General features: G+C 63.2%; 12 protein-coding genes. 5 read left to right on the top strand and 7 right to left on the bottom strand.

The genetic code is table 11. The features are described 5' to 3' along the window. The first annotated feature begins 22 nt into the window (after positions 1-22). Complete coding sequence (locus tag AC1DD5_RS07985; protein ID WP_477521100.1) at positions 23-1,018, top strand: bile acid:sodium symporter family protein; 996 nt, start codon at positions 23-25, stop codon at positions 1,016-1,018. Between the two features lie 115 nt (positions 1,019-1,133). Further along, positions 1,134-2,390, top strand: coding sequence for a D-arabinono-1,4-lactone oxidase (locus AC1DD5_RS07980; protein WP_477521099.1), 1,257 nt, complete (start codon positions 1,134-1,136; stop codon positions 2,388-2,390). 128 nt (positions 2,391-2,518) lie between these two features. On the opposite strand, the gene AC1DD5_RS07975 is transcribed toward AC1DD5_RS07980, so the two are convergent. Genes AC1DD5_RS07975 through AC1DD5_RS07960 form a run of 4 tightly spaced genes read right to left on the bottom strand, consistent with a single transcriptional unit; the run spans position 2,519 to position 8,144 of the window. Beyond that, on the bottom strand, positions 2,519-4,294 hold the full coding sequence (locus AC1DD5_RS07975; protein WP_477521098.1) for an acetyl/propionyl/methylcrotonyl-CoA carboxylase subunit alpha: 1,776 nt from the start codon (positions 4,292-4,294) through the stop codon (positions 2,519-2,521). Positions 4,295-4,301: 7 nt separating this feature from the next. After that, positions 4,302-5,975 carry a 5-oxoprolinase subunit B/C family protein gene (locus AC1DD5_RS07970; RefSeq protein ID WP_477521097.1) on the bottom strand — a complete coding sequence of 558 codons (1,674 nt, stop codon included), beginning with the start codon at positions 5,973-5,975 and terminating at the stop codon, positions 4,302-4,304. Positions 5,976-6,005: 30 nt separating this feature from the next. After that, positions 6,006-7,340, bottom strand: a complete 1,335-nt coding sequence (locus AC1DD5_RS07965) for an MFS transporter (protein ID WP_477514246.1) — start codon at positions 7,338-7,340, stop codon at positions 6,006-6,008. 45 nt (positions 7,341-7,385) lie between these two features. Next, positions 7,386-8,144, bottom strand: coding sequence for a LamB/YcsF family protein (locus AC1DD5_RS07960; RefSeq protein WP_431117383.1), 759 nt, complete (start codon positions 8,142-8,144; stop codon positions 7,386-7,388). A gap of 109 nt (positions 8,145-8,253) precedes the next feature. Here AC1DD5_RS07960 and AC1DD5_RS07955 point away from each other — a divergent pair, with 109 nt between their 5' ends. Beyond that, on the top strand, positions 8,254-8,952 hold the full coding sequence (locus AC1DD5_RS07955; protein ID WP_477514244.1) for a GntR family transcriptional regulator: 699 nt from the start codon (positions 8,254-8,256) through the stop codon (positions 8,950-8,952). On the opposite strand, the gene AC1DD5_RS07950 is transcribed toward AC1DD5_RS07955, so the two are convergent. After that, entirely contained in the window at positions 8,953-9,678 is a 726-nt protein-coding gene (locus tag AC1DD5_RS07950) for a LysR family transcriptional regulator substrate-binding protein (protein WP_477514243.1), read from the bottom strand. A 33-nt stretch (positions 9,679-9,711) separates the two neighbouring features. On the opposite strand from AC1DD5_RS07950, the gene AC1DD5_RS07945 reads away from it, so the two are divergent. After that, the gene (locus tag AC1DD5_RS07945) at positions 9,712-10,161 is read left to right on the top strand and encodes a DUF5997 family protein (protein ID WP_223935217.1); all 450 of its coding nucleotides are present in this window, start codon (positions 9,712-9,714) and stop codon (positions 10,159-10,161) included. Positions 10,162-10,212: 51 nt separating this feature from the next. On the opposite strand, the gene AC1DD5_RS07940 is transcribed toward AC1DD5_RS07945, so the two are convergent. After that, positions 10,213-10,593: a VOC family protein gene (locus AC1DD5_RS07940; protein ID WP_477514242.1), complete on the bottom strand. Its 381-nt coding sequence runs from the start codon at positions 10,591-10,593 to the stop codon at positions 10,213-10,215. 113 nt (positions 10,594-10,706) lie between these two features. Between AC1DD5_RS07940 and AC1DD5_RS07935 the strand changes: the two genes are divergently transcribed. Then, positions 10,707-11,270, top strand: coding sequence for a hypothetical protein (locus AC1DD5_RS07935; protein ID WP_477514241.1), 564 nt, complete (start codon positions 10,707-10,709; stop codon positions 11,268-11,270). A gap of 59 nt (positions 11,271-11,329) precedes the next feature. Here the strand turns inward: AC1DD5_RS07935 and AC1DD5_RS07930 are convergent, their stop codons facing one another. Beyond that, positions 11,330-12,748 carry a flavin monoamine oxidase family protein gene (locus AC1DD5_RS07930; RefSeq protein WP_477521136.1) on the bottom strand — a complete coding sequence of 473 codons (1,419 nt, stop codon included), beginning with the start codon at positions 12,746-12,748 and terminating at the stop codon, positions 11,330-11,332. Between the last annotated feature and the right edge of the window lie 15 nt (positions 12,749-12,763).

Below are 12,763 nucleotides of genomic sequence, written 5' to 3'. Positions count from 1 at the left end.
GGACCAATGTGAGCATGGATGAATGCTTGAGGCAACGAACTCCCAGACAGAAACTTCAGGAGCCGAGGCTCCCGTCAACGCAGCTCTCGCCGCAGAGGCCAAGATCGCGCGGATAGCCGTGACGGTGTTCCCGCTCCTGGTTGTGGTGGCTGGCGTCCTCGGGTTCCTCCTTCCGGAAGCGTTCAAGCCGATGGGCGTCGCTGTTCCCTATCTGCTCGGCGTCATCATGTTCTGCATGGGCCTCACGCTGACGCCGCCCGACTTCGCTTCTGTGGCGCGTCGTCCGTGGGCTGTGGCACTCGGAATCGTGGCGCACTACGTGATCATGCCTGGGGCAGGCTGGTTGATTGCCGTCCTGCTTCAGCTTCCGCCCGAGCTCGCCGTCGGCCTTATTCTTGTGGGCTGCGCACCATCCGGTACTGCGTCCAACGTGATGGCGTTCCTCGCCAAGGGTGACGTGGCATTGTCTGTCGCTGTCGCCTCGGTTTCCACATTGATCGCTCCCATCGTCACGCCGGCACTGACTCTCCTGCTGGCCGGTTCGTTCCTGCACATTGATGCTGGCGCCATGGTGCTGGACATCGTGAAGACCGTGTTGCTTCCGGTCATCGCAGGCCTGCTTGCTCGACTCTTCCTGTCCAAGCTCGTCGCAAAGGTGCTTCCGGCACTTCCGTGGGCGTCCGCCGTCGTGATTTCACTGATCGTGGCAATCGTCGTGGCCGGCAGCGCCAGCAAGATCGTCGCAGCAGGCGCCATCGTGTTCCTGGCAGTCGTCCTCCACAATGGCTTTGGGCTGGGCCTGGGCTACCTGGCAGGCAAGCTGGGCCGCCTGGATGACAAGGCCCGCCGCGCCTTGGCCTTCGAGGTGGGCATGCAGAACTCCGGTTTGGCCGCGACCCTTGCCACGGCGCACTTCAGTCCGCTGGCTGCGCTGCCCTCTGCCGTCTTCTCGCTGTGGCACAACATCTCCGGCGCGATTGTCGCGGCATGGCTGGCTCGCCGGCCGCTGAAGGACTAGCGTCCCTCGGCTCCAGCTAAGACTGCATCAACCAGTTGGACGCCTCTTGACGCAATTAGTTGTGAACGTTAACAATTGCGGGAGCCGATAAGTCACCGAGCGGGAAGATCATTCAATGAAGAACTGGGCAGGAAACCTCGAGTATTCGTCCGCCGAAATCCAGCGGCCCACCTCCGTAGACCAGCTGCGCGGGCTTGTGGCCAACGCGCCGCGGATCAAGGCCCTGGGTTCCCGCCACTCGTTCAACAAGGTCGCAGACACTGATGGCATTCACGTTCTTCTGGATGCATTGCCCCAGGAAATCTCACTTGATGCCGGGAAGGGCACCGTCAAAGTCAGCGGCGGTATCAGCTATGGCGCACTTTGCCGGGCAGTCGAGGAACAGGGTTATGCCATCCACAACCTCGCTTCACTCCCCCACATCTGGGTAGCGGGAGCCATCCAAACCGGGACGCACGGCAGTGGTGTCGGCAATCCCTCCTTGGCTGGCGCGGTTGTAAGCATTGACCTGGTGCGTGCAGATGGCGAGCTGGTGACGCTTACTCCGGACGACGACGAGTTCCTCGCCAGCGTTGTGGGAGTCGGCGCCCTGGGGATCGTCACAGGACTGGAACTGGCCGTCCGGCCGAGCTATCAGATGCGGCAGCGCGTACTCACGGGCCTGCCGTGGGAGCGGGCGCTGGCTGACTTCGCGAACATCGCGTCGGCCGCGTACAGCGTCAGCTTTTTCACCGATTACACCGGCGGGTCCATCCCGCAGGTCTGGCTCAAGGCACTGGACACCGAAGCTCCGTTGCCGGACCTGTTCGGAGCAACCGCCGCTACTGCCGCTCTCCACCCGCTGCCCGGGATGTCGGCGGAGAACTGCACGGGTCAGCTGGACGAGCCCGGCAAATGGCTGGACCGGCTGCCGCACTTCCGCCACGAATTCACTCCTAGCAATGGCGAGGAACTGCAGAGCGAATTCTTGCTGCCCCTGGAGCATGCACCCGCCGCACTTGAAGCTGTCCGAGAGCTCGCGGACAAGTTGGCACCCCTGCTGTTCATCTCCGAAATCCGTACCGTAGCCGCGGATGAGTTCTGGCTCAGCCCGTTCTACCGGCAACAAAGCGTCGCTCTTCACTTCACATGGAAGCCACTGCAAGCCCAGGTGGAAGCGGTACTCCCGGAACTGGAGGAAGCACTGCGCCCCTTCGGCGCGAGGCCGCACTGGGGCAAGCTCTTCACGCCAAGCCTGTACGACTTCGCCACTCTCTACCCACGCTTCGAGGACTTCTGCAGCCTCGCCGTCACCAACGACCCCTCGGGCAAGTTCCGGAACGGCCTCTTGGACAGCATCTTGGGAGCGACAACCTCGTTGCTTGGCCGCTGATCCTTTGCTGCCCAGCGATGAAATAGCAGGCTAGCGACGTTCCAGCGACCGTCCTGACCAGTGGAACACGACGGCGGCCCGGCCCCCTCACGAAGGGCTGGATCGCCGTCGGGGTTAAGTCAGCCCGACTACTGGATGTGCGCCAGCACGGCTCCCGCAGTCACCATACCGCCGGGTGCCGAGAGCACCTCCGAGAGCGTGCCCGCACGGTGTGCTGCCACCTGCGTTTCCATCTTCATGGCCTCCACCACCAGCAAGGGGTCACCTGCCGAGACCTCGGTGCCGGGCTCCACCAGCCACTTCACCACTGTGCCGGCCATGCTGGAAACCAGGGCTGATTCCGCTGGCGAGGCTCCCGCTGAATTGGACGCTCCCACGTAATCGCCCTGCAACCCCGTGACCACCGCGCCTGAGGGGAGTCCCTGCCCTGACCGGGCCCAACCCTCCAGCAGATCAGCCGGGAGTCCAACGGCGAGCCGCTTGCCGTCGACGTCCACGGTGATGGTGCGCCGCACGCCACTTGGGGCAACCACGTTGTATTCGGAATCAACGGGGATCTGGTCTGCGAAGTCTGTCTCGATCCACCGGGTGTGAACGCGCAGCCCGGCTACGGATGTAAAGTCATCGGATTCCACAACCGCGCGGTGGAACGGCAACACGGTGGGCAGTCCGGTGATCTCCATTTCGGCAAGTGCTCGGCGTGCGCGGCGCAGCGCTTGCTGGCGGTCGGCACCAGTAACAATCAATTTGGCCAGGAGCGAATCGAACTGCGGTGCAATAAACGAGCCCGCACGCACGCCGGTATCCAAACGAATGCCGGGACCCGTGGGCGCTTGGAACGATGCCACTGTGCCCGGGGAAGGCAGGAATCCGCGGCCAACGTCCTCGGCGTTGATGCGGAACTCAAAGGAATGGCCGCGGGCTATGGGATCCTCGGTAATGCTCAAGGGCAGGCTGGCTGCAATGCGGAACTGTTCCTGAACGAGGTCAATCCCAGCCGTTTCCTCGGTTATCGGGTGCTCCACCTGCAGGCGCGTGTTTACCTCGAGGAAGGCCACGGCCCCATCTGCGGAGACCAGGAATTCAACAGTCCCGGCGCCGTAGTAGCCGGCCTCGCGGACGATTGCTTTGGCGGCGTCATAGATCTGTTGCTGCTGGGACTCGGTGAGGAAAGGTGCAGGTGCCTCTTCCACCAGTTTCTGGTGCCGGCGTTGGAGGGAGCAATCGCGCGTACCCACCACAACGACGTTGCCATGGGTATCCGCGATGACCTGCGCCTCCACGTGCCGCGGCCTGTCAAGGTACTGTTCCACGAAGCATTCCCCACGCCCGAACGCTGTGATGGCTTCACGCACTGCCGAGTCGAAAGCCTCCTCCACTTCGGCGAGTTCACGGACAACCTTGAGCCCGCGACCACCGCCGCCAAAGGCCGCCTTGATGGCCACCGGCAGTCCGTGTTTCTCGGCAAATGCCCGGGCTTCAGCAGCAGTAGCAACCGGGCCATCGCTGCCGGCCACAAGGGGGGCACCAGCACGGACAGCGATCTCGCGGGCTGTAACCTTGTTGCCCAACTGCCGGATCGACTCCGGTGACGGACCGATCCACTCGAGTCCGGCGTCCAGGACTGCTTGCGCAAAATCGGCGTTTTCCGAGAGGAAGCCATACCCGGGGTGGACGGCGTCAGCCCCCGACTGTTCGGCAACGGCTAGCAGCTTCGCGACGTTAAGGTATGTATCAGCGGGGCTGTTTCCGCCCAAGCTATAGGCTTCATCCGCGGCACCCACGTGCATTGCGTCGGCGTCGATGTCCGCATAGACGGCCACCGAGGAAATGCCGGCGTCATCGCAGGCTCGGGCGACTCGAACAGCGATTTCTCCGCGGTTCGCAATCAGGACCTTTCGCATCAAATACTCACTTCTCTGGGGTCTTGGTGAAGTCGGGGGAATCGGGGACCATCCGGAACCGGATCCGTCCGCCAATGGGGACCTGCCCGGCAAGGTCAAGGTGTTCGTCGCGAACCACGCCGATCACGGGGTATCCACCGGTGATGGGGTGGTCGGCCAAGAACAGCACGGGAAGTCCGGCGGGCGGGATCTGGAGGGCACCAGCCATAGTCCCCTCGCTGGGAAGTTCACCCTCGCGAGCGCGCTGGAGAGGAGTACCGTCCAGTCGCATGCCCACGCGATTGGATTGTGGTGTGACCAGCCATTCCTGACTTGTCAGGGACTCGATGGCGGACTGATCGAACCAATCAGCACGGGGTCCGGGAACCACATCGAGAACGGTGACACTGGTACCCGGAAATTCCGGTTGCAGCTCCGGACTTCCAACCGCAGTAGACGCCGTGGCGTCGCCCGCCGGGAGCTCCTGCCCAACCACCAGCGAGGCAGGTCCGATCCCGGACATCGTATCGGCCGAACGACTCCCCAGAACTTCGGGAACCGCTATGCCACCGCGGATTGCAACGTAGTTCCGGAACCCGGCCTCGGGCGGTCCGAGGGTAAGTACTTCGCCGTCGAGCAAGGCGAATGGAGCAGCAATCGGGACGCTGCGCACTGCGTCCCGGGCGTCGCCGTCAGACTCCTCATATTCAGCCGACGACGGCGACTGGACGGTAAGGGTGGTAGGCGCACCTGTCACGGCAATCACCTGGTCGCCGACCGCTTCCACAGTCAGCCCACCGTTGACCGTCTCGATGGCGGCAGCCGAGGAACTGTTGCCGACGAGGCGGTTGGCGCGGCGCAGCGATGCCCGGTCCAACGCACCGGCCGCCGAGACCCCCAAGTTCCCGTAGCCTCTCCGGCCAAGATCCTGGATAAGGCTTTGCGCCCCGGGGTTGAGGATCCGCAGGCCGGAGTCCGTGTGGTGATCAGCCTCGGGTTCAGCTTGATGCTCCGCGCTGGCCGTGACAACCTCCCGAACAGCGCGGTACTGCACCCTGTCACCGGGCCGAACCAGGGCCGGTTGGGGACGGTCGAGATCCCACATACGGGCTCCCGTTCGGCCAATCAGCTGCCAACCGCCGGGAGAACGCCGGGGATAGACAGCCGAGTACTGGCCGCCGAGGGCCACGGATCCAGCGGGAACAGCCGTGCGGGGTGAGGAGCGGCGGGGAACCGTGAGGACTTCATTCTCGCCCACCATGTAGCCGAATCCGGGAGCGAAGCCGGCGAAAGCAACAGTCCAGATCTGGCCTGTGTGGGCCGAAATTACGCCCTCCACGCTCAGCCCGGTGAGTTCCGCGACATCGGCGAGGTCATCGCCGTCGTACACGGTATCGATGACCACCAGCCCGGAATCGGTAACGTCCGTCGCGATGAGTTCCAGCTCGAGCAACCGGGCGCCGATGGCCCGCGTTGCCGCAGCGGATTCGCCAACGACCATAACCGTTTCGGCTGCTGCCAGGACGTCTACCTGGCCAGGGAGCGGAGACTTGTAGAGCATGTCCTGCAGAGCCAGTACGTCCTGCAGCCCATCCAGCTCCGCAAGTACGGCACGGGTGCCGACGGGTCGCACGGAGCGGACCTTTTTCGCGGTGGTCGATTGCTTCGCTGTGGCAGTTTGCTTCGCGGTGGTCGTTTGCATCACGGTCTCCATCATCCGCTTCGCCGCCATTTAGGCGGGCGACTCCTGCAGCAGGCGAACGTCTTCTTCAGGCTTCGGATCCCGGCCCAGGACCATGCCCACGATGGTGACGACGGCTGTCAGGACGAGGTACCCGGCGATCAAATACCAGCCGCCGGATGCTGCGCCGTAGAGAGCCGTGAAGATGATGGGCGCAACGGCTCCACCAATCACGCCGGCCAGGGTGTACGCCAGTGAGCTGCCGGCGTAGCGCAGGCGGGCTGGGAACTGCTCGGTGATGAAGGCGGCCTGCGGGCCGTACATGAACGCGTGCAGCGCCAAGCCGATCACCGTGCCGATGGTCAGCATGACCACTGATTTGCCCTGGATCATGAGGAAGAACAGGGGAATATAGACGGCTGTAGCGGCTGCTGTAACGCCGTAGACAAGGCGGCGGTTGAAGCGGTCGGTAAGAGCGCCAGCCAACGGAATGAGGAACAGCTGGAATGCCGATCCGATGAGGATGGCTGCCAGGACATTGCCCGTGGTCATGCCAAGTTGCTTGGTGGCATACACAGCAACGAACACCGTGAACAGCGCGTAAAGGACGTCAGGGCAGACCCGCGAGAGCGCTGCCGAAACCAGGGCCTTGGGTTCGGTGGTGAAGACCTCCTTGATGGGTGCTTTGGGCCGTTCGCCGTGGGCCTGGATTGCCTTGAAGACCGGGGTTTCTTCGAGCTTGAGGCGGATGATCAGGCCAAAGACCACCAGGAGTGCGGAGGCGAGGAAGGCGACGCGCCAGCCCCAGGAGAGGAACGCCTCAGTGCTCAGCGAAGCGGCAAGGATGGCGAGGACGCCGTTGGCCATCAGGTTGCCTGCGGGCGGGCCGATCTGCGCGGCGGAGGACCAGAAGCCACGCTTGTTGGGGTCGCCGAATTCGCTGGACAGCAGAACCGCTCCACCCCATTCACCACCGACACCGATGCCCTGGGCGAGGCGAAGAAGAACCAGGATGGTGGGCGCCGCCACGCCAATCACTGAGTAGTCAGGCAGCGCACCTATGAGGACGGTCGCGACTCCGATAAGCACGAGCGTGAACACCAGGACGTACTTGCGGCCAATCTTGTCGCCCAAACGCCCGAAGATGACGCCGCCGATCGGACGGGCCAAGTAGCCCACCGCAAAAGCTGAGAAGGAGAGCAATAGTGCAACGAATTCATCGTTGCCGGGGAAGAAGATCTTGGGAAAGACGAGGGCCGAAGCTACGGAGTAGATAGCGAAGTCATAATATTCAAGCGACGTGCCGGTGAGGCTGGCTACGTAAGCCTTCAGGGCGCCGGCCGGTGGCTTCCTTGTCACGGCCTTGGCTGCGTTGGTGCTGGTCATGGTTTCCTCCGGGGGGATGAGGGGGTTGTGCTCAAGCTTGGGGATTTAGAGGAACGAGCCGATGCTGACGTCGGCGTCGTCGAGAGCGGACTTCACAGCAGTAGCCATCGCGACAGCTCCTGGTGAGTCACCATGCACGCAGATGCTCTCCGCGCGGATCTTCAGGATGGAACCATCGATGGTCCTGACGGACTGTTCGGTGGCCATCCGCAAAACGTGTTCCGCCACTTCAGCGGGATCGTGTAGGACGGCGCCTGCTTGGGTGCGTGGGACGAGGGTTCCGTCCGGGTTGTAGGCGCGGTCCGCGAAAGCTTCGGAAACACCACGAAGTCCGGCTGCGTCTGCAAGACGGAGGACTTCGGAACCGGGGAGACCGAGGATCGGGAGGGTGGGGTCAACTGATTTCACGGCGTCGACCACGGCCTTTGCCTGAGCGGTGTGCTTGACGATCGCGTTGTAGAGACCGCCGTGGGGCTTCACGTACTTGACGCTCGCACCCGTCGTGGCAGCCAGCGCCTGCAGGGCGCCGATCTGGTAAACGACATCGTCGGCCAGCTCCATGGGATCAACGTCCAGGAAGCGACGGCCGAATCCTGCAAGATCCCGGTAGCCGACGTGGGCGCCAATCACGACGCCGGCCTCAGCCGCCTTCTTGCAGGTGCTGCGGATAACGCTGGGGTCGCCAGCGTGGAATCCGCACGCAACGTTGGCACTGGAAACGGATTCGAACATGGCTGCGTCGTCGCCCAGCGTCCAACGTCCGAAGGACTCTCCGACGTCGCTGTTCAGGTCGATGATTGCCATGGTGTGATTCCTGCCTCGTGATGTGCGTTACATCAAGGATGCACCAGATTACCGGATTGTTCAACAATCCAGCGATCCTAATTTTTGGCAATCGTGTAATTTTGGTGTCATGGCCAGTGCAGATCAGGAATCCAGCGAAAGAACTGGCATCGACGGCGCCGGCGCCCGTATGCGCCTTCGGGTGCCTTCAGTTGCCGAGAGGGTTGCCGAGGAACTGCGCTACCAACTGGCCGAAGGCTTCCTTGTGCCAGGGGCCAAGCTCACGGAAGCAACCATCGCCGAGGACCTGGGCGTTTCCCGCAACACCGTCCGTGAAGCCTTCGCGGAACTAGCCAGCGAACGGCTCCTGGTCCGTCTCCCCAACCGCGGAGTGTACGTCGCCACACTGGAAGCAGGGGATATTCACGATGTCTATACGGTCCGCCGCGCCATTGAGGTCAGTTCCATCCGTGCCGGCGGTTCCGCAGAGCGCATTGCCGCCATCAGGGCCGCCGTCGAGGAGGGAAAGCGCGCAGCAGCCGCCAACGACAACGAGGGCTTGGGCAGCGCCAACCAGCATTTCCACGGGGCCATCGTTGCCCTGGCCGAAAGCGGGAGATTGAACACGATCATGGCCCAAGTGCTCGCTGAGATGCGTCTGTACTTCCACAAGGCCACCATGAACGCGCACTTCTACAGCGACTGGCTCAAGGAAAACGAGCAGATTTGCTCAGCGCTCGAATCCGGCGACCTGGAGCGCGCCGGGGACCTTTTGCTCGCCTACCTCAACAGATCAGAGCAGCAGCAGGCCGCAATCCACGGTGAATAACTAGCGCTTGCCCTTCTTGCGCGAACCCTTGCCGCGGCCCTTGTCCGGATTCGGGGCGTAGCGCTGCGCGACGGCAGGCTTCTTGGCCCCGCCCCCGCGACGATCCGGCTTGGGCGCCTTCTTCGGCTTCTCCTGCTGAGCGGACGGCTGGCGTGAACTTTGCGCAGTCCGGCCGCGCACAATCCCGATGAACTCCTCGATCACCGGACTATCCGTACCAGCAAGCCACGCGAGGCCAATCTGCGTTCCAGGAGCGCCAGTCAATAGCCGCATGATGGTCTGCTTGTTGTTCAGGTGCCGGGCAACCGACATGGGCAGGATGGCCAATCCGGCTCCGGAAGCCACCACCTGCAAGGCCATATGGGGCCCGCCCATTTCCTCCACGTCCAGGAAGTTCTCCTCGGACAGGTCCTCCAGCGCCACTTCTTCAAACACGGAGATCTCGTGCCCCTTGGGAGCGACCACCACTGGCTGCTCTTCATAGAGGGGAATGACGTTCAGGCCTTCCCGGTCCACGGGCAGCCGAACAAAGCTAAGGTCAGCGGAACCGTCGCGCAGAACCGAAAGCTGCGCACCGTCGTCGGACATAAACGCATGCAATGGCACGTCCGGCATCCGCTCTTCCCACCGCCGGATCCATTTCCCAGGCGTCACACCGGCAACATAAGCGAAGCGAAGCTCGGTGGGGGGCTCGGTTATTTGGGCGGATTCTTCAGCGGCTGGCACACACTCACAGTACCGGCCAGATACCCTTGAAGCATGACGTCCTCGAACTCCCAGTCCATGAAGCCGGCAACCGTTGCCAAGAAACTCGGCATCTACCTGCCCGCGACACCCCAGGAGTTCCAGGATTCGTCCATCTCCCGCGAAGAATTCGCCGAACTCCAGGCCAACCCGCCGGAGTGGCTCGCCGAGCTCCGCCGCAACGGCCCGCACCCGCGCCCGGTAGTGGCACAGAAGCTGAACGTCTCCATCAGCGGCCTCGCCCGCGGCGGCGTTGAAGAAGCACTCACGACGGCGGAAATCACCGAGCTGCTGCAGGCGCCGCCGCAGTGGTTGGTTGTGGAGCGTGCCACCCACGCCGCAGTCCGCGCCGAGGCCCAGAGGGTCAAGGACGAAGCTGCGAAGAAGGCAGCTACTAAGGAAGCCAAGGACAACGCAGCCGCCAAGCGCGATGCCCCGAAGACGTCAAAGCGCGATCACGCATAGTTTTCAGCTGACTGTGGCCGGGACCCTTTGGTCCCGGCCACAGCTGTTTAACTAGTCCTGGTGGAGTTGGACGAAGTTCCCGCACCCGTCGTCGAAGACGGCGCTGATCCCGGAGAAATCCTCACTGGGTTCGCCCTGGAACGTCACGCCGGCAGCCAGCAGACGCTCATATTCAGCCTGGACGTCAGGCACGCCAAAGGTGATCGCTGCCAACCCGGCCTCATGGAGGGCGTTCATGTAGTTAGCGCCGATCGGGTTGTCGCTGGGCTCCAGCAGGAGTCCCACCGAAGTGTTGTCCGCGCCGGGATCCTTAATGATGAAGAGGTTGTACTCGGGCATGGCCATCAAGGTTTCGAAGCCAAGCGTTTCCGTATAGAAAGCGTGGGCCGTAGCGGGGTCCTTGACGTGGATGCTGCACATTTTCAGTCTCATGGTGCCTAGGCTACGCCCGGGGAGCGGTGAATTGTCCGTACGGAGGTGTTGCCCGGAAACACTCAGGCGCATACTGAAATCACAGCAGCGCGTACTCGCCTGGAGGTGGTCCAATGCCCGCCATGATGCTCCTGTGGGGCGTAGCCTTGGTGCTCGCAACAGCGGCAACCACGTTCGTCCTCCACAGAAAACTCACGCATGGGCGCGGCCCGGAACCGGACACGATCTTCTGGGATCTCTTCGCGGGCCTGGTGGTGATTCTTCCGGCCATCTTGGTTCCCGCAGTGGAATGGGCGCCGGCCGGACTTATCATGGTCTTCATCGCGATGGCCACTGCAGCAGCAACGCTGGCGACCAGTCGCAGGGTGGAGCGTCTCCACTCAGCCGAGCCCCGGCGTCGTCCTGGTTTTGCTGAAGCTGCCGCCCGCCACGCGAGCGTCCTCCAGCAGTGGCAGCGCTACGAACTCGATCCCGGGCAAGCAATAGATTTCCCGGCAATGACGGACGTCAGAACGGCCGAGACAGCTGCACTTGCCCGCGCTATGCGGGAGGCTGAGCACTGCCGGGTGACACCCGGGACTGACTATCAGGCCGCCGTCGAGCGTCTGGCCCAAGCACTCATCGAAGCGGAGCGAGCCGCAGGCGTGCCGAGAGCCGGACAAGCCGCGCCGAGGTGACACTTAACACCGATCCCAGGCGGGAAAACGGGTGTTAAGTGCCATCCCGGCGCAACGCCCTAGCCGACCGGCAGCGCGCTCAACTTGTTGGCCTCGACGATGCGGGCTGCGGTCGTCTGGCCCATCCGGACCGCGCCGTCCACGTGCTGGTAGCCCTCGGCCGCGAGATCGGACGAGGACCAGTAGATCGGTCCCACGTTCGCGTGCTGGTCCTTGCCGTAACGGTGCAGGCCGCCGAGATCGTAGCTGGAAGCGTATGCGCCGCGGGTCCATTCCTCGGAGCCCCAGTCTGATTCGTAGTAGACCTCGGGGGTGAGTGCCTTGTCGCCGAGGAAGCCGGCGATGGACTGGAGGACGGCCTTCTTGCGGTCTTCGGCGCTGAGCTCGAACACGGCGTCGGCCTTTTCGTCGGAAATGAAGCCCACCAAGGTGCCGCGGGAGTCGCCGTGGTTGGTGTTGTCGTAGACCTCCTGGACCAGGGCGCCGGCGCTGAAACCGGTGCCGGAGAGGCCTTCTTCGCGCCAGAACGGCGTGCTGTACACGGCGTGCACCTTGATGACCAGGCCCAGTGACTGGTGCTGGTGCATCTGGTGCTGGCGGCGCGGCAGCGGCGGGTTGAAGGAAACGCGTGAGTACAGGTTGGGCGGCACCGCCATGATGACATACCGCGCATTCACTGTGGCTCGCTCAGACTCAACCGTCACGCGGTCGACGTCCCAGTTGATGGTGCGAACCGGGCTGTTAAGCACGACGTCGGAACCCAGCTCGGCTGCCTGGAGCAGCGAAACCTGCTGCATGCCACCAATAACGCGCTTGTCCAGGATGAAGTCTTCGTCCGTCAGGTGTGTGAAGGACCCTGCGGAAGCGGCCATGAGAACAGCCTGCAGCGCAGAGAAGGCGTGGGCGGGCTTAGTGAGCATGCCACCGGCGATGAAGAGCCCGATGTTATTGCAGGCTTCCTCGTCGTTGGAGTTCTGGCGGAGCCAGTGGTGGAAGGAGATGGTGTCCAGTTCGCGGGCCTTGGGGTGCGCCCAGGGCTCGGTGGGTCCGATCTCCGCGGCTAGCCCGTCCAGGATGGCAACGAGCTTGTCCATCTCGGCCTTGGTGTGCTCGTTTACGGGGAAGGTGTCACCCGTGTACTGGACGCGTTTGCCGTCGGCACCGATGTAAACGGACTCGCCGTCGCGGTAGCGCGAGTACATTTTCAGTCCCAGCTCGTCCAGCAGGTCCATGAGGGCCGTCTGGTCCGGGGAAACCCACTGGCCGCCGATTTCCAGCATGGCGCCGTCGATCGTGTCGGTCCAGGTGCGGCCCCCCACGCGGTCGCGTGCTTCAAGCACTGCAACGCTGAGTCCGGTCTTCTTCAATTCGCGTGCCGCCGTCAACCCTGACGGTCCGGCACCGACGATCACAACGTCGCGATCAAGATTCTGCATGATGTCCTCTCCGTGGCCGTCCGTGGTGGCTGACCAATAAATGAATGGCGTTCATTT

It is taken from the genome of Paenarthrobacter sp. 10L420 (assembly GCF_056395385.1).
This window is presented reverse-complemented; position numbering and strand designations above follow the sequence as displayed.

Coding starts and splice junctions, on each gene's coding strand:
- AC1DD5_RS07985 (WP_477521100.1), top strand. CDS start 23: ATGCTTGAGGCAACGAACTCCCAGACAGAAACTTCAGGAGCCGAGGCT.
- AC1DD5_RS07980 (WP_477521099.1), top strand. CDS start 1,134: ATGAAGAACTGGGCAGGAAACCTCGAGTATTCGTCCGCCGAAATCCAG.
- AC1DD5_RS07975 (WP_477521098.1), bottom strand. CDS start 4,294: ATGCGAAAGGTCCTGATTGCGAACCGCGGAGAAATCGCTGTTCGAGTC.
- AC1DD5_RS07970 (WP_477521097.1), bottom strand. CDS start 5,975: ATGCAAACGACCACCGCGAAGCAAACTGCCACAGCGAAGCAATCGACC.
- AC1DD5_RS07965 (WP_477514246.1), bottom strand. CDS start 7,340: ATGACCAGCACCAACGCAGCCAAGGCCGTGACAAGGAAGCCACCGGCC.
- AC1DD5_RS07960 (WP_431117383.1), bottom strand. CDS start 8,144: ATGGCAATCATCGACCTGAACAGCGACGTCGGAGAGTCCTTCGGACGT.
- AC1DD5_RS07955 (WP_477514244.1), top strand. CDS start 8,254: ATGGCCAGTGCAGATCAGGAATCCAGCGAAAGAACTGGCATCGACGGC.
- AC1DD5_RS07945 (WP_223935217.1), top strand. CDS start 9,712: ATGACGTCCTCGAACTCCCAGTCCATGAAGCCGGCAACCGTTGCCAAG.
- AC1DD5_RS07940 (WP_477514242.1), bottom strand. CDS start 10,593: ATGAGACTGAAAATGTGCAGCATCCACGTCAAGGACCCCGCTACGGCC.
- AC1DD5_RS07935 (WP_477514241.1), top strand. CDS start 10,707: ATGCCCGCCATGATGCTCCTGTGGGGCGTAGCCTTGGTGCTCGCAACA.